At 70.4% G+C, this 17,742-nt stretch carries 26 protein-coding genes and 1 pseudogene; 24 read left to right on the top strand and 3 right to left on the bottom strand.

Translation table 11 applies throughout. The features are described from left to right. Positions 1-75: 75 nt before the first annotated feature. From ACLF5H_RS23830 to ACLF5H_RS23750, 17 genes are all read left to right on the top strand, one after another. Positions 76-264 (top strand): hypothetical protein, encoded by a 189-nt coding sequence (locus tag ACLF5H_RS23830; protein WP_421678061.1) that lies wholly within the window; start codon positions 76-78, stop codon positions 262-264. A 56-nt stretch (positions 265-320) separates the two neighbouring features. Continuing rightward, entirely contained in the window at positions 321-509 is a 189-nt protein-coding gene (locus ACLF5H_RS23825) for a hypothetical protein (protein WP_421678060.1), read from the top strand. Between the two features lie 149 nt (positions 510-658). Next, positions 659-1,153, top strand: a complete 495-nt coding sequence (locus ACLF5H_RS23820; RefSeq protein WP_421678059.1) for a hypothetical protein — start codon at positions 659-661, stop codon at positions 1,151-1,153. A gap of 208 nt (positions 1,154-1,361) precedes the next feature. Further along, positions 1,362-1,814 (top strand): RRQRL motif-containing zinc-binding protein, encoded by a 453-nt coding sequence (locus ACLF5H_RS23815; RefSeq protein ID WP_421678058.1) that lies wholly within the window; start codon positions 1,362-1,364, stop codon positions 1,812-1,814. A 42-nt stretch (positions 1,815-1,856) separates the two neighbouring features. Next, positions 1,857-3,056 (top strand): hypothetical protein, encoded by a 1,200-nt coding sequence (locus tag ACLF5H_RS23810; RefSeq protein WP_421678057.1) that lies wholly within the window; start codon positions 1,857-1,859, stop codon positions 3,054-3,056. A gap of 112 nt (positions 3,057-3,168) precedes the next feature. Continuing rightward, a complete protein-coding gene (locus ACLF5H_RS23805) occupies positions 3,169-3,699 on the top strand; it encodes an AAA family ATPase (protein WP_421678056.1) in 531 nt (176 codons plus the stop codon). Positions 3,700-3,844: 145 nt separating this feature from the next. Continuing rightward, entirely contained in the window at positions 3,845-4,270 is a 426-nt protein-coding gene (locus ACLF5H_RS23800; protein WP_421678055.1) for a transcriptional regulator, read from the top strand. A 112-nt stretch (positions 4,271-4,382) separates the two neighbouring features. Beyond that, the gene (locus ACLF5H_RS23795) at positions 4,383-5,045 is read left to right on the top strand and encodes a hypothetical protein (RefSeq protein ID WP_421678054.1); all 663 of its coding nucleotides are present in this window, start codon (positions 4,383-4,385) and stop codon (positions 5,043-5,045) included. Between the two features lie 863 nt (positions 5,046-5,908). Continuing rightward, positions 5,909-6,586: a GGDEF domain-containing protein gene (locus ACLF5H_RS23790; RefSeq protein WP_421678053.1), complete on the top strand. Its 678-nt coding sequence runs from the start codon at positions 5,909-5,911 to the stop codon at positions 6,584-6,586. Further along, a complete protein-coding gene (locus ACLF5H_RS23785; RefSeq protein ID WP_421678052.1) occupies positions 6,583-7,023 on the top strand; it encodes a hypothetical protein in 441 nt (146 codons plus the stop codon). Before ACLF5H_RS23790 ends, ACLF5H_RS23785 begins: the two co-directional genes overlap by 4 nt. Next, positions 7,020-7,316, top strand: a complete 297-nt coding sequence (locus tag ACLF5H_RS23780) for a hypothetical protein (RefSeq protein ID WP_421678051.1) — start codon at positions 7,020-7,022, stop codon at positions 7,314-7,316. The genes ACLF5H_RS23785 and ACLF5H_RS23780 overlap by 4 nt, the downstream gene beginning before the upstream one ends. A gap of 19 nt (positions 7,317-7,335) precedes the next feature. Further along, positions 7,336-7,542 (top strand): hypothetical protein, encoded by a 207-nt coding sequence (locus tag ACLF5H_RS23775; RefSeq protein ID WP_421678050.1) that lies wholly within the window; start codon positions 7,336-7,338, stop codon positions 7,540-7,542. Further along, on the top strand, positions 7,542-8,024 hold the full coding sequence (locus ACLF5H_RS23770; RefSeq protein WP_421678049.1) for a hypothetical protein: 483 nt from the start codon (positions 7,542-7,544) through the stop codon (positions 8,022-8,024). Before ACLF5H_RS23775 ends, ACLF5H_RS23770 begins: the two co-directional genes overlap by 1 nt. Then, the gene (locus ACLF5H_RS23765) at positions 8,021-8,188 is read left to right on the top strand and encodes a hypothetical protein (protein WP_421678048.1); all 168 of its coding nucleotides are present in this window, start codon (positions 8,021-8,023) and stop codon (positions 8,186-8,188) included. The genes ACLF5H_RS23770 and ACLF5H_RS23765 overlap by 4 nt, the downstream gene beginning before the upstream one ends. Positions 8,189-8,279: 91 nt before the next feature. Further along, on the top strand, positions 8,280-8,717 hold the full coding sequence (locus ACLF5H_RS23760) for a RapZ C-terminal domain-containing protein (RefSeq protein ID WP_421678047.1): 438 nt from the start codon (positions 8,280-8,282) through the stop codon (positions 8,715-8,717). Next, positions 8,714-9,100, top strand: coding sequence for a hypothetical protein (locus ACLF5H_RS23755; protein WP_421678046.1), 387 nt, complete (start codon positions 8,714-8,716; stop codon positions 9,098-9,100). The genes ACLF5H_RS23760 and ACLF5H_RS23755 overlap by 4 nt, the downstream gene beginning before the upstream one ends. After that, positions 9,097-9,627: a hypothetical protein gene (locus ACLF5H_RS23750; RefSeq protein ID WP_421678045.1), complete on the top strand. Its 531-nt coding sequence runs from the start codon at positions 9,097-9,099 to the stop codon at positions 9,625-9,627. Before ACLF5H_RS23755 ends, ACLF5H_RS23750 begins: the two co-directional genes overlap by 4 nt. A 296-nt stretch (positions 9,628-9,923) precedes the next feature. Here ACLF5H_RS23750 and ACLF5H_RS23745 read toward each other — a convergent pair whose 3' ends face one another. The 3 genes from ACLF5H_RS23745 to ACLF5H_RS23735 all read right to left on the bottom strand — a co-directional run bounded on the left by ACLF5H_RS23745 (position 9,924) and on the right by ACLF5H_RS23735 (position 12,783). Then, positions 9,924-11,129 (bottom strand): ParB/RepB/Spo0J family partition protein, encoded by a 1,206-nt coding sequence (locus tag ACLF5H_RS23745; protein ID WP_421678044.1) that lies wholly within the window; start codon positions 11,127-11,129, stop codon positions 9,924-9,926. Beyond that, positions 11,126-12,280 carry a ParA family protein gene (locus ACLF5H_RS23740; protein ID WP_421678043.1) on the bottom strand — a complete coding sequence of 385 codons (1,155 nt, stop codon included), beginning with the start codon at positions 12,278-12,280 and terminating at the stop codon, positions 11,126-11,128. Before ACLF5H_RS23740 ends, ACLF5H_RS23745 begins: the two co-directional genes overlap by 4 nt. Before the next feature lie 230 nt (positions 12,281-12,510). Next, positions 12,511-12,783 carry a peptidase inhibitor family I36 protein gene (locus tag ACLF5H_RS23735; RefSeq protein ID WP_421678042.1) on the bottom strand — a complete coding sequence of 91 codons (273 nt, stop codon included), beginning with the start codon at positions 12,781-12,783 and terminating at the stop codon, positions 12,511-12,513. Between the two features lie 528 nt (positions 12,784-13,311). Here ACLF5H_RS23735 and ACLF5H_RS23730 point away from each other — a divergent pair. From ACLF5H_RS23730 to ACLF5H_RS23700, 7 genes and pseudogenes are all read left to right on the top strand, one after another. Continuing rightward, positions 13,312-13,485 carry a hypothetical protein gene (locus ACLF5H_RS23730; RefSeq protein ID WP_421678041.1) on the top strand — a complete coding sequence of 58 codons (174 nt, stop codon included), beginning with the start codon at positions 13,312-13,314 and terminating at the stop codon, positions 13,483-13,485. Positions 13,486-13,932: 447 nt separating this feature from the next. Continuing rightward, on the top strand, positions 13,933-15,111 hold the full coding sequence (locus ACLF5H_RS23725) for a replication-relaxation family protein (RefSeq protein ID WP_421678040.1): 1,179 nt from the start codon (positions 13,933-13,935) through the stop codon (positions 15,109-15,111). Positions 15,112-15,203: 92 nt separating this feature from the next. After that, positions 15,204-15,505 (top strand): annotated as a pseudogene (locus ACLF5H_RS23720) (hypothetical protein). 119 nt (positions 15,506-15,624) lie between these two features. Beyond that, complete coding sequence (locus ACLF5H_RS23715) at positions 15,625-15,915, top strand: hypothetical protein (RefSeq protein WP_421678039.1); 291 nt, start codon at positions 15,625-15,627, stop codon at positions 15,913-15,915. An 883-nt stretch (positions 15,916-16,798) separates the two neighbouring features. Then, positions 16,799-17,212, top strand: coding sequence for a DUF6233 domain-containing protein (locus ACLF5H_RS23710; RefSeq protein WP_421678038.1), 414 nt, complete (start codon positions 16,799-16,801; stop codon positions 17,210-17,212). A 52-nt stretch (positions 17,213-17,264) separates the two neighbouring features. Further along, positions 17,265-17,462, top strand: a complete 198-nt coding sequence (locus ACLF5H_RS23705; RefSeq protein WP_421678037.1) for a hypothetical protein — start codon at positions 17,265-17,267, stop codon at positions 17,460-17,462. Positions 17,463-17,540: 78 nt separating this feature from the next. Continuing rightward, positions 17,541-17,742 (top strand): transposase (locus tag ACLF5H_RS23700; protein WP_421678036.1); only part of this gene is annotated, 202 nt, incomplete at its 3' end.

Here is a 17,742-nt window from a genome sequence, read left to right as displayed (position 1 = left end):
ACCCACCCATGCACGGAGCCGGACCGCCCGAGCGCGGCCGCCCCAACCCTGCCCCCTTGAAGGAGCATCACCACCATGGCCCTGTCCATCTCCGCCGCCGCACTGCTGGGCATCATCGTTGTCGTCCTGGTCAAGGGCGGCTACGTCCGTGTCGGCTCTGCACTGGCCTGCACGCTGTTCGGCTTCACCATCGCCGCGACCGGCCTGGCCCCGACCATCAACAGCGGCCTCGCCTCACTCGCCGGACTGATCTCCAGCTTCTGACCCCGAAGGCCCGGCCGACTTCCCCAACCCGGCTGTAAATCCCCGGAATCCGGCGCATGCTCTTGTCGAACCCCATCGCGATCACGGGGAAGGACGAGGGCATGGCGCACCTGCACTTCACCTGCTGGGACTGCGGCGAGGACTGCGTCGTGGACGGCGAAGGCAGTGACTGCTGCGACCTGGTCGAAGTCCCCGCCGAATGGGACTGCTGGAACTGCGGGGCACTGAACTACACCCCCGCCTGACAGCCCGCACCACCACGCACGACGCCGAAGGGCGCCGCCGGAGTTGACCGGGCGGCCCCTCCGCCGTTGCGCGCGGCCACTCCCCCGCCCCCTCCCGGCCACCTCGGCCAGGAGGGTGCCCCCCTTCCCGCGCGATCGGAAGACCCCCGATGGACCACCTGAACACCCCCCGGCCCGGCATGCCCGAGTCCGAGGCCGCAGCCGAAGCCCGCCGCCTGCTCGACGAATGGGCGGGCAAGCCCGTACGCCACCACCCCACCTCGTTCCGCGACACCACCGAGCCGCCGGCTTTCGGTACCACCCCGCCCGTGCGGCAGGAGGACCACCGGATCGTCCCGGCCTGGGCGGCCGGGATCGCGGTGGCTTCCATCGGCGTGGGCGCAGGGGTCACCGGCATCGGCTGCGGGGCCTGGCTCGCGCTCCAAGGTCTGTCGTCCGTCACGTTGAACGGTGTCCTGATGGTCACCCTGCCCTTCGCGGGCATCGCGATGCTCGCCACCGCCATCGGCGGCGCGATCAGCAAGGCCCGCGCGGCCGTCACCAACAACGTCTTCGAGGCCCCGATCACCCACCGCACCGAGATCCACAACCACAGCACCACGCGCGGCGCGTTCTTCGCCCACACCCGCAACGAGATCCGCTGACCGCCTCCGGGCAGCCTGCACCGCCCACGCGCCTCGCCGACACCAGCACGACGTCGGCGGGGCGCAGCGCTGTCCCCATCGACCCGTTGGAGGAACCGCTCGTGCTCATTCCCCGCCCGCGCCGCCGGATCGGCCGGTCCCGCCCGCAGCGCCCCGGCCCCCGCTACCCGCACCGCCCCGAGCGGCTGCCCGGCGCCTGGAGCAGGTGATGCCGCGCCCGAGGAAGAAGCGCCGCCGCCGCGAGGTGAACCGGGTGCCGCGCGGCGAAGCAGGACTGCCCGAGTACGACCGCAGCACGGTGCCCGAAGGGCTCGTGACCAGGCGGCAGTTACGGGACATGGGCCTTAGCCCCGGCGACAACGGGGGTCCGGTCGCGATCCTGCGCTGCAAGCTGTGCGCCACCCGGCCGCAGTTGTCGTGCACCCACCCCACCCGCGGCTTCCTGCTCCGCGTCGACCTGGCGGTGCCCAAGCGGGTGCCGACGCTCGCTCAGGAGTGGGCCCTCGATCAGGCGATGGCAGCTCGGCAGACCTGTGGCCAGTGCCGGAGGCGTTTCTACATCTGCCTCTCGAAGAAACTCGGCTGCTGCCTGGAGTGCTTCGACGGAACCCCCGCCGACCCCGGCTCCTACATCCCGTCGGCACCTTCGACAGCAGCCTGACCGCCCTGCGCACCAATCACCTGACCAGCTGAGGGGAAACCCGTGTTCAACCAGGACATGCTCGCCGTGTTCACCACCGGCGACCGCGACGAACTCATCCGCGACTTCATGACCGAGTACGGCGTCAGCGAGCCCACGGCCACGATGGTGACCAGCCTCTTCCTCACCATCGCCTCCACCATGCCCGAGGACCAGGCGGAGGCGGAGTTCCAGCAGGCCGTCACACAGTCCGTCGCGCAGGGCGAGTCGTGGGCAACCGAGCTCGTCCAGGCCGCGTTCGACAAGCGCCTCCCAGGCTTCCGCGCCACCTACCAGCGCGCCATCTCCGCCAGCCAGGACCCCGCCGTCGAGCTGGCACGTCGGCACAATCTCCCCGCCGCGGCGGCCGCCGAGGTCATCGCCCTGCTCACGAACGGCCCCAGCCCTACCGCCGCACAGCCCACCGGTCAGCGGACCAGGCGAGAAGCACCCGCGGGCCAGCCGTACCTCGCCGACATCACCTGCCCGTCCGGCCTCATCAAGGTGACCGTCGACCCGACCGCCACCGTTCCCAGCGTCACGGTGCGCACCGACGACAAGACCGGCCCCTCCGCCGACGCCGTACGCGACAGCACCATCTCCCTCGACGGCGACCAGCTCACCATCCGCGTCCCCGACACCGAGAGCGCCACCGGCGTCCCCCAGACCGTCACCAGCCGGGACGGCCGGACCACGGTGTACCAGAGCGTCGGCACCGTCCACGGCTCGGTCACCGGCGTGCGGATCGTCAACGGCGACATGTACGTCGGCGACTTCAACGGCTCGGTCCCCTCCAGTCCGATCGAGGTCCTCGTCACTCTCCCGGCCGGGTCCGGCGTCAAGGCCAGCACCCACAACGCCCACCTGAACGTCACCGGCCCGCTCGCCGCCCTGCGCATGGACACCCACAACGGACACGTCACCGCCGGCGTCGTCGGCCGCGTGAAGGTCACCGGCCACAACGGCAACTACACCTTCGACGCCATCCAGGAATCGGTCGACATCGACTCCCACAACGGCCACACCAAGATCGACAGCTACAGCGGCCACGGCGCCCGCGTGATCAGCCACAACGGCACCCTGGACCTCGCCGCCACTCCGCAGGCCACCGGCCGGATCGAGGTCCGCAGCCACAACGGATCGACCACCCTGCGCGGCGTACGCGGCCGCCAGGACCTCGACATCCGCACCCGCACCCACAACGGCAGCGTCCGCACGGTCTGACCCGGCCCGCTTCCACCGCCCCCGAAACCCGCCCCGCAGGCCTCGGGGCCGGTAGTAGCCGACCGGTCAGCACCGCGTCCTTCCAGGGTCCTTCAGAAGGAGAAGCCCACCCGTGATCACGCCGGACACCGCGCCCACCCTGCCTCCGGGCAGCCGCCTCCCCCTCGCCGACGGCACGCTCGCCGTACTGGTCGGCGTCCCCGGCTGCGGCAAGTCGACCTTCGCCGCCCAGTACCCGCCCAGCTGGCGGGTCTGCCTGGACGAGTACCGACTGGCGGCGACCGACGACATGACGGACCAGTCGGCCACCCCGGTCGCCGCCCAGATCCAGAACCTGCTCCTGGACGCCCGCCTCGCCCGCAGCCGCACCACCGTGGTGGACGCCACGAACGTCTTCGCACACGTCCGGGCTGGACTGTTGGCCCGCGCCCGCTACTGGCACCGCCCCGTCGTGGCGGTCCTGTTCGATGTGCCGCTCGCCACGGCGCAGGCGCAGAACGCCGCGCGCGAGCGCGTCGTGCCCAGCCATGTGCTGCACGACCTCCAGGTCCAACTGCCCACCGCCGACCAGCTGCACGCCGAGGGCTTCCTCACCGTGCACCTCGCCTCCGCGCTCACCACAGCCACCGGGGCACACCGGTGACGACCCCCGTCGGCGCCTGAACTTCCTGGACATCTAGCGCGGCGAAGTCTTCGAAACCCCCCACACCCAGCCGTGACGCCCGAGGGCGGTCACCGCATCCGCTCAGACCCTGCACCCCGACACGCGAGATGAGGAGTACCTCAAGATGGCCGATCGAGCCGCACGCTTCGCCGCCGCCTACGCCCTGCTGCGCATGGCAGCAGATCTGGGCGACCACTGGATCCAGTCCGACTACCAAGCAGCCACCAAGGGACAGTTCAGCCGGGCCGGGCGTCTGGCCTGCACCGCACACGTCGCTACCTACACCGCCACACAGGCCCTGGTCCTGGCCGCCGGGTCCCGCGCGCTCGGCCTGGGCTTGAAGCCCAGCCGGGTTGCCGCCGCGCTCGCCCTGTCGGCCAGCACTCACTGGTGGGCGGACCGCCGGATCCATCTCAAGGCCCTCGCCGAGGCCACCGGCAAGGGCAACTTCTACACCCTGGGCGGCCCGCTGGGCGGAAATTACGCCCTTGACCAGGCGTTCCACCACTTCGCGGAAACGATCGCCGCCGCCGTCGCCGCCTCGAGGTGACCCCCTCTGCCCCCCCTGACGGCCCCCGGTGCCGTCCCGACCGTGACACCCCGCGGCCGGGACAGCGCCGAGGACCGGACAGCTCCGGCCCGTACCAGAGAAGGAGAACCCAGTGGCCACCAAGATCACCGGACGCACCGTCAGTGAGAGCGTCCTCGACAGCATCACCATGGTCGGTGGAGTTGTCGTCGGAACCGCCGTCGGCCGCTACACCCACGCCCACACCACCGACCATCACGGCTCCACCAGCCGCCTCGTCGCCAGCGTGGCCGCCGGACTGACCGCAGCCATCGTCACCGAAGGCGTGCTCTACCACCTCACCGGTTCCCCATCCCGCGCCGCGTCGGAACCGCTGGCCACAGCTGTGGGCGAAGTCCGTCCCCGCGTCGCCGCGCAGACGGCCCTCGACGCCGCGTACAAAGCCAAGGCCCACTGGTACCGATGCGGCCTGTACACCCCCGCTCCGAGCGATGACCTGTGGCACGGCTACGAAGACGGCACCGCCACCTGCTACCTCGCCCCCGGCCTGTACCTGCGCTACCAGCCCGACCACCATGACCTCGGCACCAAGCGATCGGTGGGCTGGCGCCAGCAGTACACCCTGGAGACCGGCGAGGGCACCACCATCCTCTCCGGACCAGCCCACCTGGTAGAACTCCTCGACGCCCACCAGGAGCTGGCCGACCGTCAGACCAACCTCGCCTCCGGCTGCGAGGAAGTCGTGGAAGCGGAAGGGCTGGAGCCGGAGGCCCACGGAGACAGCGCGACAGTATGAGCACCGCGCCCCTGCCCGAGGGCGATTGGATCCGCGGTATCACCGCCCAGCAGCCGCACGCCACCTGCATCCTGACTGGCACCAAGAGGATCGAGAACCGCCCCAAGTTCTGGAACTGGCGCGGTTGGAGGTTCCTGCACGCGGGTCAGTAAATCGATGGCCCGCCCTGCGCGTTCCGCGCGTGAGCCGCGCCGCCGACGGGCCGCACCCGCTCGCCCCGGCCGAACTCCCCGACCGCGAGCACTGGTTCCACGGCTGCCCGGACTGCCACCTGCCCTTCCCCAGTCGGAATCGCCGGGCTCGCCACCCCCGCCGCACCCTCTCACCGACGCACTGACCGGCGTGGACGGCGACCAGGGCTCGCTGCTGGCCCGAGCGCGGACCCACCTGCGCGACGGCATCGAGAGGGCCAGCTGACCCCATCCTCCTTCGCGTTGAGCGCACTCTGCCGCCCCGGATCCGCACCCGCCGGGCTCGGGGCGGCCGCAGTGGCCCCTCAACCACGAAAGCGAACGGAAGCGAGAGAAGCCTGAGCAGCGTGCACGTCTTCACCGGCCGCGCCGACAGCCGAAGCGCCGCCGTACGGATCGCACACGAGGTCTACGACGCGGCACGCGCCGCGACGGCGGCCGGACTCGAGATCCCCACGGGCTGCCGGACGGCTAGGGAGCCTGCGGCTACCGGCCCGGCTGGGAGCTCGACTGGGCCGCCGCGAAGGCCGGCCCCTGGAGGAGCCTGTACAGCTGGCTCAACTCCAGCCCCTTCGAGCTGTAGCTCTGCCCCGGGACGGCCGCCATCGGCCTGGTAACCACGTCGGCCGCCCCGGGCCCCCAACCCGTACAGACGAGAGGGAGATCCTCAGTATGGACTCCGTCCTGCACACGACGGGCCGGTTCGGCCCGCGCACCCTCCTGATCACCGCCGCAGCCGTCCCGCTGACCGGCTGGGCCGTCCACGCGATTGTGCTGCTCAAGCAGATCGCCGCCAAGGAGAAGGACCCGCTGACCGGTCTGCTGCGCCGCGACGCCTACACCGCCCGCGCCCGCCGCATTCTCGCCCGGCACGGCGACAGCGCGACCGTGGTCATGGTCGACGCCGACCACTTCAAGCAGATCAACGACACGGTCGGGCACCCGGCCGGGGACGCCGTGCTCGCCGCGTTCGGCGCCCGGCTCACCGCGTGGGCGGGCCCGCGCGCCGCCACCGGCCGCCTCGGAGGCGATGAGTTCGCCGCCGTCGTCCAGGTGCCTGCCGCGCTCCTGGAGCAGCGCCTCGCGCAGCTGGTCCGGATGCTGCACATGCCGGTAGTCCTGGACGACGGCCGCACCGTCGACGTCGCCGCCTCGGTCGGCGCCGCGACCCCCGACACCCTTGGCACCCGCGACCTGACCGCCCTGCAGAGGGCGGCCGACACCGCGCTGTACGACGGCAAGCACTCCGGCCGCGCGACCCTTGCCACTCCCGCGCACACCACGGTCCCGTCCATCAACGGGCGCCGGGTCGGACGTCCGGGCACGGCCGCGTGGGGGCGGGCCGCATGAGCACCGCGACCCTGCCCGAGGGCGACTGGATCCGGGGCATCAGCATCCGGCAGCCGTACGCGGCCTGCATCCTCGCCGGGGCCAAGACGGTGGAGAACCGTCCCGGCCGGTGGCGGACCGGCTGGGTGCTGCTGCACACCAGCAAGACCGTCGACCGGCCCGCCCTGCGGATCCCGCTGATCGGCCGCACGATCCGCGACCGCCAGCTGGTCACCGGCGCCGTGGTCGGCGTCGCCCGGATCACCGACTGCCACCAGGACCCCGACGGCGCGCCGCTCTGCTCGCCGTGGGCGCACCCGGGCGCCTGGCACCTGGTGCTCGACGACGTCCAGGAACTCCCCCTGCCCGTCCCCGCGCGCGGACAGGTCGTGCCCTGGAAACCGACGCCGGACCTCCTGGAGCGCGTGCTCCAGCAGCTGCCCGCATTCCGGCCGTGACCCGCAAGGCACGCACGAAGGAGAAGCCGCCGTTCGAGCCGGGCCTGATCCCGGCCCCCGGCGAGCTTCTCGTCTGGCGCGACGGCCAGCACTTCGACCACTGGCAGAACCTTCCCTGCACGCTGTGCGGCCGGCCCACACCCATGCGCTCCCACTCCGGCGAGCCCGCGCACAAGGCCTGCGCGGAGGACTGGCTCACCGCCAACCCCGTTGAGGCCCGCCTCGGGCGATTCGCCTCCGACCTCGCGCCGAAGCCCAAATCCAAGTCCAAGGGCCAAGACGACCACGCCTGACCTCCATCTGGAGGAACCCATGAGCAGCACCCACCGCGACGTCGACCACGCCCTCGCCTACCCGGAGCCGCCGGCCTCGCCGCTGTGGCACCGCGACGGCGCGAAGGCCTGGCCGCTCACCCCCGCAGAGCAACGGCGCAACCGCGAGCTCCTGGTGCTCGCACAGAAGCGCCCGACCCGACCCCGCTCCCCTCGCTCCACCAAGCCCCGGGCGGAGGCCCGCTGATGAACCCCCAGACGCACCTCGCCATAGACGGCTACGTCGACGCGATCCCGGCCCCCGGCAGCGGCTGGGGCACCGCGACGTTCGACCTGATCCACTCCCCCGCTGACGCGGACACCATCGCGCCCGACACCCCCGACACCGTCTACGTCTGCACCACCGCCGACCCGCGCATCGCCGACGTACTCCTGCGCGAGATCCAGCCTGGCGACCTGCTGCGTGTCACCGGCATCGTCGTCCAGCCCGACGACCCCACCGCCCCGGCCCGTTTCACCGTCGACGCCCTGGAGGTCCTCGAGGCCGCCCCGGCCCCCGTGCTCTACGACCTCGTGCTGGAGCGCTGGGGCACCTACATGGCGGTCTTCGACGCCGACCGCGACCAGGTCCCGGTCTTCACCGTGTCCGGCCGGTGGGTCGGTGAGGCCGCCAACCCCGACGCGATCAGCGACCTGATCGACGCCTACGAGGAACGCGACCCGCGATGACGACCGCACAGCGCACCGTGCTGGAGAGGTTCCCCGCCGGTCACCCCCGCGGCTCCTGGTCCGCCGACGAATACGCCGCCGCCCAACGAGCCCAGGGCACACCGGCTCAGGTCGTGATGGACCTGCGCACCGACCAGTTCCTCGTGGTCACCCCCACCCAGTAGCCCCCCGGAGCGCCGCGCCCCGCCCTTCCCCGCAGGGCGCGGCGCTCCGCGTGTTCCGCACGCCCCTTACCACCGAGCAGGAGGCTCACCCTTGCGCCCGATCTGTCTGACCTCGTTCGGCTACCTGCACCTGCCCACCGGCCCGGACGGCTCCCCCGTCCCGCCCGCCGCCGACCGGATCGAAGACGTCCGCGACCGGCTCCGCGACCCGGCCGCCGCCCGCGACATCCTCGACCTCGACGGCCTCAACCCCCGCGTCCAGGACGTCGTCCTGAACACCCCCGGCGCCCGCGAACTGCTCGCCAACCTCGCCGACTACGCCGACCTGCCCGCCGGCCCCCGCCGCATCGCCATCGGCTGTGCAGGAGGTAGGCACAGGGCCAGCGGCCTTATCGAACTCCTTGCCCGAGCAATCCGCGGCTGTGGCCGCGAGGTCGTAGTCGAGCACCTGCACGTCCATCTGCCGCGAGTCCTCAAGACGCCCGCCGGCGGCCGCATCGCCAACACCGAGCAGGAGACCACCCGATGATCCGTCGCCTCCGCTGCCGCGGACACGCCCCCGGCGCCCCCTCCCCCGAGGACCAGGCCGTCGTCGACCTGCCTGACGATGTCGGCATGGCCCCCGTGCACTACGCCCTCTACAACGAGGCCCGCAAGCGCGATGGCAGCCTCGACGGCTTCACCCCGCTGCGCGTCGGACCGTACACCCAGACCCGGCACTCCCAGCAGGACTACGACCTGCTCACCGCCACGTTGGACAGGCGGGAGACCACCCTCGTGCCCGGCCACCGCGTCGCCGCAAGGTTCAAGCCGTTCGACGTCAGCGTCAGCGACCACCAGCTGTTCGCCGACCCGCACGAGGCCGAAGCCGCGGCGCTCCTGGACGCCGCCGTCACGGAGGTGAGCGCATGACCGCCCCGCCCTTGTGCGAGATCGAGACCACCGAGGGCGACGACGGCACCATGCACCCCGCCGAACAGCTCTGGACCCCCTGCGCCGATGGCACGGCCGACCACGGGTTCATCGCCCACCAGGGCCTGTTCGTCGCCGGGATCGACGGCGGCGCTGACGATGACCTGTACCCGGTCGGCTTCCTGGTCCTCGGACACCAGCGGTGGGCCGACATCATCGCGGCCGCCGACGCGTACATGGCCCGGGTCCACGGCTGGCGCAACCTACACTTGTACCCGGGCGACGACCCGGCGGTCCTCATCCCCCGGATTCCGCGCGCCGTCCACACGAACGGCGTCTTCTTACGACACCAGCATCCCGATCACGGCTGCGGGTGCGAGTGGGATGAGACTTGGCGCATGGTGTGGGCGCCGGCCACAGAGCCCGGCGCCGTCCCGATCACCACCATGCGACATCCGGCCGCCCCGGCGACCGCCGCAGGCATCCCCAACCCTGACGAAGGCGCGCCTGCGAGCTGGGCGGCCTAACGCGCACCACCACACGGAAGAGGCCCGTGCCGCGCCGCGATGTGTGGCGAGGTACGGGCCTTTTTGCGGCTCAGGGGTTCTGCGCGAGTTGCCAACGGAGTACCCGGACGAACTCGCTGATCTGCTGCGCGAGCGGTTCGGTCAGAGAAGGACCGCGGCCAGCCGCGTGGTACACGGCGGCGCTCTACCTCACGCGACCGTTGGTCGGATACTCACACACGCCGACGGCTTATCGCCTCGGGCTGGCCGGACGGCCCACTTCATCGCTTCGGAACTACCACACGGCCGCGTCCCGGCTACTCGGCCAGCTCGTGGACCATCACCTCGAAGGCTTCGGGTTGTTGTTCCTTCAAGGCTTTCATCATCATGCGGGTGCATGTGGCGAAGACCTCTGGATCCATCTTCAGTTTCAGGAGCATGGCGACGTGACCGGGATCGTCGTAGGGCAGCGGGCGGCCCTGCAAGCTGGCTGGCTCTGAGTCGCCGGGGGAGTCTGCGGTGCCAGGGGACGTTGCTGGTCGCATGGCCTGAGGCTCATCCCCGCGATCTTTCTCTGAGCCGCCTTCCGCATGTTCGTTGTCCGCGGACAACGAATCGTTCCGGTTGGCTTGGTCCCTTCTCGTTCCCTCATCCGGAGCTTCTTCCGGATCTGCGCTACTGGGGCGGGCCTGCGGGGGCACCTTGAGTTTGTTGTCCGTGGACAACAAACCTTGGCGGACCGCTGTGACTGCCTCTTTCTCTTCGGTCTTGGCCTGGGCAGCGGCCTCCTTGGTCTTCTGGAGGTGGTCCAGGAGGGCGGCCGCATCGAGCTCTGGATTGTCCTTCAGGTGGCGGGCGAGCGCCCGGCCGTCGCGTTCGGACATCGTGCCGCAGCTGAGCATCGTCTGGATCTCGATCGGGAGGGTCAGTAGGACCAGCTGGTTGGTCACCCACGACCGGTCCTTGCCCAGCTGCTCAGCGGCCCGGGCTCGGGCACCTCTTGCAGACTGCTCCTCGCAGACGCTTACCAGTTGCTCGACGCCGCGGGCGCGCTCGATGACATCGAAGTCTTCCCGGTTGAGATTCTCTTCCAGGAGGTGCTTTATGAACTGCTCGCGGGACGAAGCGAGCTCGTCCCGGACCACGAAGTCCAGGGCTTCAAGTCCGACGTGCACACCGCTGCGGTAGCGGCGTTCACCGTTGACGAGGATGTGCAGGGCAGCACCGATGCGGTCCTCGTGGTCCGGCCACAGTTTCAGATAGGCGCCGCGGGTCACTACGACGCAGGCAGCCAGCTGTGCCTGGCGGAGTTCTTCGCCGAACCGGGTCTTTTCCTCGTCGGTGCCGAAGTTCCGGCGCGGGTTGAGGGGGGTGGGGGAGACCTCATCAAGATGGAGCCGTACCAGCTCGTAACTGGGGATCTCGCCTTCCGTGATGGCTTTAGCCCTGCCGCGGGCGCTTCGTTCCCGGCGAGTGTGGCTGAACGACGATCCGGTCCCGAGCTTGTCTGCGATGCTGCTCATGCGCTGATCCTTCGCGCCACGGTCCGCATCGTCTCCGACTGTTCGCCGTAGGGGGCGTGCACCAGGAGGGGCTGCTTCACGCGAACAGCTTCGCGCTGGTCCTTCAACTCCGGGACGACGGCGATGACAGGCGGTTCGCCGACCTTGCGCCACTCGGCGAGGGACGACGTAGCGACATACCCCTTACGCGCGTCGTACAGATTGACCACGAAGCCGAGTTGAGCGATGTCGATGTCCAGGTCGTCAACAAGGTCCTGGATCTGCTCGTCGAGCATGTCGTACGCGTCGGCGGAGGAGTCCTCGGCCTGAACGACGATCACGATGCCGGAGGTGTCCTCGTCCTCGCCCTCGCGGGTGCGGCAGTAGTACACGGCTGTGTCCATCGAGTAGCCCAGGCTAGGCGGGCAGTCGACGACGACGAAGTCGAATTCCTGCTCCAGGCCTTCGAGTGCCTTCTCAAGGGCGGTTTCCTTGACCCGCACGAATCGACTGGTGGCCAGCTTGGCGTCGAGCAGGAACGCGTCCTTGCAGGAGGGCAACAGCCAGAGGTGGTCCTCGAAGTCGCCACCCTGTATCGGGACGAGCAGATCACGGAGCTCGCCCTTGGCCTCACCCAGCATGTGCTTAGCCAGGCTCGGACTGTCGATGTCCAGCATCTTGTGACCGAGCTGCACGGTGAGGTGGCCCTGCGGGTCGAAGTCGATGAGCAGCGTGCGGTGACCCGATTCAGCGAGGGCCTGAGCAGTGCCGGCCGCAACCGACGTCTTGCCCACGCCGCCCTTCTGGTTGCCGAAGATGATCCGACGGGCCCCGGTGACCCGGACCGGCTTCGGGCGGGGGGAAGGACTGCTGTCGAGCCAGAGCCGGATCGCCTGCGCCACGCCCTGGTTATATGAGATGCCTCGGCGCTTGGACAACTGCTTGAGCTTTTCGTACAGCCCGCCTGGGAGGTACGTCGAAAAGGAAGAGCCCCCACGAGTGTCAACTTCCGGGCGAGGCTTGGCCTTGAGCCAAGCCTCGACGCCCTCCGTCACGGCAACCTGGATATCTCTGTCCAGCTCCGCCGCCCGAACCTTGAGTTCCTTACGTAGGCTCGCAGGCAGCTTGGCTACTACCTTTTCCCGATCGCTGGGGTTGTATGGCGCAGTCATGGCGCTACCTTACTAGCCTCACGTCAAAGCCGACCGCGCAAAACGCCCGCAAGGGCCAGTTGTTGTCCGCGGACAACAACCACACACCGGGTTCGGGCCGTGAGCGGCCACGGGAAGTCAGACGTGCAGGCTCTCCTTGGCCGCGGCTGTGAGACTGAGCGGATGAATATCGCAGTCGCCACGCCGCTCTGGCCGTGCCGCAGCCACCGTCAACGACCCGCCGGGGTTGCTCAGGCGCCGCAAGGGGTGTCGTTGTTGCGCAGGCTGTGGGTGGTGTCGTTGAGCTGGAAGGAGCGCAGGTCGCCGATGGTGCCGCCCTCGCGTCCGACGCAGACGTGCCGCCCGAAGTAGTTTTCTTTCTGGTAGATGCGTGCGGTGCGGCTGCTGTTGTTGATGACAGAACTGCCTCTGCTGCGGATGTAGTCCGGCAGGTGCCGCACCGGCCCGTCGATGGCGCGCTTGACGTAGGGCTGGCCGTTGAAGTTGATGTCGGGTAGATGCATACGAACCCGCGAGGGCACGCGATCTGGTCCCGGGCCGCGGCGAGGGCGCCCACAGGGGGCGCGGCGCGGGCGGGTGCGATGCATCGGCCGTCGTCCCTGCCACCCGATCAAGTGGAGCGGCCGTCTTTCCCGGGCGATCCGCTGGGCGGAGCCACTACGAAGATCACGGAAACTTCGTGACCTTCGAGAGGACCCCTGTGCGCTTCGCCCGATCCGCCGCAGTCGCCGCCGCCTTCACCGCGCTCCTCGTCCCGGCCGTTGCCCACACGGCTACAGCCGCACCGCCCTCGCGTGTAGCAGGGCAGACGGTGATCCTGCCGGTCCGTGACGCTCTCGCCGAGCTGCCGGTGCGCCAGGAGGAGCGCACCGGTTATGAGCGCAGCAAGTTCAAGCACTGGATCGACGTCGACCGCGACGGCTGCAACACGCGTGCCGAGGTCCTCAAGGCCGAAGCGGTTGTTGCCCCGGTGCAGGGGGCGAAGTGCACGCTGAGGGAAGGGGAGTGGTACTCGCCCTACGACAATCGGGATGGTGACCGACAGATGGGGACACCCCGGATGCGCGCCCCGGAAGCTGTCGGCGGCCGAGCGCGAGTTCGCCCGCAACAAGGCCCGGATCGAGAGCGGCGAGACGTTTCGCGGCCAGAAGCCCTCGGCCTGGCGGCGCGGAGCCTCGCCGTCCAACACCCGGGCCGCCCGTTGAACTTCAGCCGGAAGATGTGGCGTCGGTCACGGGCAAACCCACACGACATGGGAGTAGTCAAGGAGGAAACGGACACCCGCGGTCACTGGCCGTCAGACAGCGGACAAGGGGGGCCTCCTCACGGTGGCTCCGGCCCGTGCGCACCTGAGCGCGGGCTGGACGACTGCCGACCCGGCCCGCAGGCCGGGGGAAACCGAGGACACCGTGCCCACCGGCCACACACCCCGCTCCGCCAAAGCCCCTCGTACTGCGCCCGGCCCGGCGCCCGCCGACGACCTGAACCAGGTCGTTCCGCAGGCACCCTCCACGGGCCCCTCCATCGCCCCCTCCACGGCCACTTCGCCCGCCGGACGGGTGTCCGCAGGTCAGCCCCAGCGGTCAAGGCCGGGCGAGGCGTTCGACAACCCTCCTAGGGTCTGGGAGCCGACCGGAGCGCGAAGGAAGGAAGTGCTGAGGGCTCTGGGCATCTTCCAGCGCGCTACCGCCGATCAGCTCTGGCGGATGCTGCGCCCCGCCGACCGACATGACCGGATCACCAGGGACACCCTGAACGCGTTGAAGGGCTCGGGCCTGGTCCGAGTGGAGACGCGCATCGAGTCGGGGCGCCAGCTGTGGGTGCTCACCGAGAAGGGCCACAAGGAAGCCAAGCTGCTGCTGCCGAAGACGATACGGATCTCCGCGCTGCGCAAGCTGGAGTACGACGACGAAGGCCGGCCGGTGGAATCCGACGGCTACGACGAACACGCCGCCGCCGTCACCTCGACCGCCGCCGTGCTCACCGGGGCCGGGTACGGCACACCGCTGTCCTGGCAGACCGAGATCGCCCACCGCCTCCCGTACGGCTACACCCAGTACACCGACCTGACGATGCGCGCCCCGGACGCCGGAGTGCCCGCGATGCTCCTCGAGGTCGACCGCGTCACCGAGCCCGTCGACGACCTGGTGGCCAAGCTGCGCCGCTACACCGACTGGTTCGAGCTCCTGGCGCCGAAGGCCGACCCGAACAAGGAGAAGGCAGCCCGGAGGCAGGGCGCGGCGGTGCACGACTTCCGGCTGTGGTCGCGGATCTACCCGCCGACGGGCCGCGAGGGGTATGTACCGGTGGCGTTCGTGTTCGCGGGGAAGACCGCCGCGCAGCGCGAGAGCCGGATGCGGCGCCTGGAGCAGGCCGCCCGCGTCCACTTCGCGGGCACCCCGTACCGGGGAGAGAGAGTTACACGGCGGTCGACTACCACCGGGCGGTGCCCGTGGTCGTCACCGAGCTGGAGCGGATCACCGCCGACCCGGCCGGGGCCGCGGGAGCGGTATGGCGCAGGCTCGGGCGCGATGAGTGGCAGACGCTCACCGAGGCCCTGGACAACCCCGACGGCAACCGGCTGTATGCGGTGCAGCTCCGGGAGGCCCGTCGGCGTCAGGCCGAGCGCGAGGCCGCGCACCGGGAGACACAGCGACCGGTGTGCACGCAGTGTGGCAACAAGTTCACCGACGACCGCTGGCAGGAGACCACGCGGTCCTCGTGGCCCGGCGAGCGGGACCGGCTGTGCGGGCCGTGCGCGAAGCAGGCCGCCGACCGCGCGGAGGCTGAGCGCGTCGCGCGCCGCCAGGCGGAGGAAGCACCGTTGTTGAAGCAGCGCAGCCGGTTCGGTCTCCGAGGCCGCCGGTAGCCGATGGCCTCGGAGACCGGGGTGGTCGTCGGTGGCAGCTGCGAGGATGGCCGGATGAAAGCCGATGACGAGCAGCTGCTGCGCGGCCGGGTGTACGGCACCGACCACGACGACCCCCACCCCGGTCCGCTGCCGCACCAGACGTACGCCGCGCTGGTTGGCGGGCCGCTGGACGGACAGCTGCTCGACATCACCGGCTGGCGGCCGGAAGAGGTGGACGACGGCGTCGCTTTGATGTCCGAGCTGGGGCGGTGGCCCGGCGGCAGGGCGCTGTACGAGCCGCGCCCCGGCGACCCGCGCCGATCAGGTGGCCAGGTGCGGTGTGCCGCTTCTACTACTGCGGCGATACCCCCTGACCGACGCGAATCAGGAGCCGACGGCCTGGTCGAAGCCGCGCATCGGCCGCCCCCGCCCCAAGCAATTCGGGGTGTGCGCGCGGAGTCTGACGGTGCATGCGCATGGGTAGACCATGCGCATGCACGAGGAAATCGACTGGCGACGGCTCGCCTTCACGGCCCGCATGACTCCTGACGCTTACCGGGAGTTCTGCTGGGGCTCCCAACTGCCCATGGTGGCCAGCGGGTATGGACTGCTCCTCGGCTACGGCGCCGCCGACGGGCGGCTGGTCACCGCGGTGCTCGAGGACGTCGAATACGCGCGACTCCTTGTCCAGAGCCCAGGCGTCACCGTGCCCCGTGAGAAGATCACCAAGGTGCTGTCCGATTGGCCCAATCTCGATCCGGAGGCAGAGAGCGTCTGGAGCTGAGGGCCGCACGCCGGCCCGTCATCTGAGAGCACGGTCGTCCGCACAGTGCCGCCGGTGCAGCTCGGCCACCACAGCGTCCCGGTCCTCCCTCCGAAGGCTCCCACGGTGCCTGGTGGGCGTTCAGGTACTCACGTTCCGCGCGCAGTGGGTCGCGGCTGAGCCAGTTCTCGCCCGGCCGCTTGCACGAGGGCACCGGCGGGCGGGTGCAGGCGGGCGCCGGGGCATGGCCGTCCCCTTCTTCTTCCGGGGCGGTTCGGTCGGCGTCCGTCGTCCCGGCGGGGCCAGGGGCGGCGTCCTCGGCGATGTGCGTGGCGGGTGTCGGTGGCCCGCACGTACGGGGGGCCGCGAGGCGGCGATCAGGGCCCGAAATGCGCCCATCGCAGGACCGACCGGTGCCAGGGCGTTGGCCACGGGCGTGCCGAGGCGCCCGAGCGATTCCACGAGCAGGTCGATGGTGTCCAGAGCGTCCTCTGCGGCCTGCGGACTCCATCCGGCCACCTCGGCTGTCTCGACCAGTTCGGCGGCATCGACCAGGAGGTCCCGGCCCTGGTCGTCACGGGAAGCGGTCACGGCTGGATCCGGCAGGTTCCTCGTATCTGGCAGGCCCGGCGTCATGGTTCCCTGCAGCCGCTGCGCGCGCTCATCACGCGGTGAGTCAATTGGAACAAAAGTTCGAATGCATGATTGAATCTGGCCATGCGGCCGATCCCTGATGACCTCACCCGAGTGCACGAGGAGTGGCACTCCACCTATCAGCAGCTCGCGGTGCAACCGCATACTCACCTGCGGCGACGCCTCTTTCGGCTGTCGGGGCAGGCGCTGTCCCACCCGTACTGGCACGGCCGGCGCTCGCGCGCGTGGGCCGCTCTGCACGGTGCTAGCCATGTCCGACCTGCCCCCTGACCCACCCCGGCTCCGGGCGATCCTGACGCACCTGGAGCAGCAGATCGCGGAGACCGAGACCGTCGCTACCTACCTGCGCCTCCAGTGCGCCGAGGTACACAAGGCCCTTGCGCGGGCGTCCTCGGTCCCGAGCCGTGAGCGCCCGGTGCAGCGGCCCGCGCCCCAGAGACAGCCGTCGTCGTCGGCCGAGTACCTGATGGAGACGAAGCTCGGCCCGGACGACTCCCTGCCGGTCGTCGTCCACGTAGGCGGCTGCACGATCCGGCAGGGGCGCCGGACACCCTCCGCGATCAGCGCGACACAGGCACGCATGGTGCTCGCGGATCCGGTGATCGGGGCCGAGCCGTGTCCGATCTGCCGTCCGGAGACCAAGCTGGGGGTCGACCTTGAGTGAGCGTCCGGCGGCTGACCTGCCGCAGCGGTCCGGCGGGCCTACAGTCGAAGCCGTGAACGGCACGCCGCGGCGCATCGACTCGACCACGGACCGGGCCGCCGCCGCGCAGCTGCTGGGCTGCTCACCGGCGCAGGTCGGCTACTGCCCGCGTTGCCAGGGGCTCAGCCGCCGCTACGGGCCCCAGGCCGAGGTCATCTGCCGGGCCTGCCGGGCGGCCGAGGCGGCCTACACCGACGGCCCCGCGCGCTGACCCTCGCCGACTGCTTCGCCCGGGCACTGGGACCCGCCTAGAGCGTGTCTCTTTGATGGGTTGGTCAGTTGATCGGATGTGTCTGTCCGATTAGTGATCACTGATGCGATGTGGGACCGGATCGAGCCGCTGATGCCGGCCGATCCGGTCCGCGGGCGGCGGTGGGCCGACCACCGCCGCACCCTCGAGGCCATCGCGTGGAAGTACCGCACCAACTCGCCCTGGCGGGACCTGCCCGACGAGCTCGGCTCGTTCCAGACCGCCCACAAACGGCTGATCA

The sequence above is a fragment of the Streptomyces sp. LaBMicrA B280 genome (genome assembly GCF_049222185.1).
Taxonomy (GTDB): domain Bacteria; phylum Actinomycetota; class Actinomycetes; order Streptomycetales; family Streptomycetaceae; genus Streptomyces; species Streptomyces murinus.
The sequence above is the reverse complement of the archived record's forward strand: the minus strand, read 5'-3'. Positions and strand labels throughout refer to the sequence as shown.

What these genes read in the sequence shown, in the direction of transcription:
- ACLF5H_RS23775 (WP_421678050.1), top strand. Translation starts at nt 7,336, where the DNA reads ATGAGCAGCACCCACCGCGACGTCGACCACGCCCTCGCCTACCCGGAG.
- ACLF5H_RS23730 (WP_421678041.1), top strand. Translation starts at nt 13,312, where the DNA reads ATGGTGACCGACAGATGGGGACACCCCGGATGCGCGCCCCGGAAGCTG.
- ACLF5H_RS23790 (WP_421678053.1), top strand. Translation starts at nt 5,909, where the DNA reads ATGGACTCCGTCCTGCACACGACGGGCCGGTTCGGCCCGCGCACCCTC.
- ACLF5H_RS23745 (WP_421678044.1), bottom strand. Translation starts at nt 11,129, where the DNA reads ATGAGCAGCATCGCAGACAAGCTCGGGACCGGATCGTCGTTCAGCCAC.
- ACLF5H_RS23820 (WP_421678059.1), top strand. Translation starts at nt 659, where the DNA reads ATGGACCACCTGAACACCCCCCGGCCCGGCATGCCCGAGTCCGAGGCC.
- ACLF5H_RS23800 (WP_421678055.1), top strand. Translation starts at nt 3,845, where the DNA reads ATGGCCGATCGAGCCGCACGCTTCGCCGCCGCCTACGCCCTGCTGCGC.
- ACLF5H_RS23710 (WP_421678038.1), top strand. Translation starts at nt 16,799, where the DNA reads ATGTCCGACCTGCCCCCTGACCCACCCCGGCTCCGGGCGATCCTGACG.
- ACLF5H_RS23735 (WP_421678042.1), bottom strand. Translation starts at nt 12,783, where the DNA reads ATGCATCTACCCGACATCAACTTCAACGGCCAGCCCTACGTCAAGCGC.
- ACLF5H_RS23825 (WP_421678060.1), top strand. Translation starts at nt 321, where the DNA reads ATGCTCTTGTCGAACCCCATCGCGATCACGGGGAAGGACGAGGGCATG.
- ACLF5H_RS23815 (WP_421678058.1), top strand. Translation starts at nt 1,362, where the DNA reads ATGCCGCGCCCGAGGAAGAAGCGCCGCCGCCGCGAGGTGAACCGGGTG.
- ACLF5H_RS23830 (WP_421678061.1), top strand. Translation starts at nt 76, where the DNA reads ATGGCCCTGTCCATCTCCGCCGCCGCACTGCTGGGCATCATCGTTGTC.
- ACLF5H_RS23715 (WP_421678039.1), top strand. Translation starts at nt 15,625, where the DNA reads ATGCACGAGGAAATCGACTGGCGACGGCTCGCCTTCACGGCCCGCATG.
- ACLF5H_RS23755 (WP_421678046.1), top strand. Translation starts at nt 8,714, where the DNA reads ATGATCCGTCGCCTCCGCTGCCGCGGACACGCCCCCGGCGCCCCCTCC.
- ACLF5H_RS23765 (WP_421678048.1), top strand. Translation starts at nt 8,021, where the DNA reads ATGACGACCGCACAGCGCACCGTGCTGGAGAGGTTCCCCGCCGGTCAC.
- ACLF5H_RS23750 (WP_421678045.1), top strand. Translation starts at nt 9,097, where the DNA reads ATGACCGCCCCGCCCTTGTGCGAGATCGAGACCACCGAGGGCGACGAC.
- ACLF5H_RS23740 (WP_421678043.1), bottom strand. Translation starts at nt 12,280, where the DNA reads ATGACTGCGCCATACAACCCCAGCGATCGGGAAAAGGTAGTAGCCAAG.
- ACLF5H_RS23770 (WP_421678049.1), top strand. Translation starts at nt 7,542, where the DNA reads ATGAACCCCCAGACGCACCTCGCCATAGACGGCTACGTCGACGCGATC.
- ACLF5H_RS23785 (WP_421678052.1), top strand. Translation starts at nt 6,583, where the DNA reads ATGAGCACCGCGACCCTGCCCGAGGGCGACTGGATCCGGGGCATCAGC.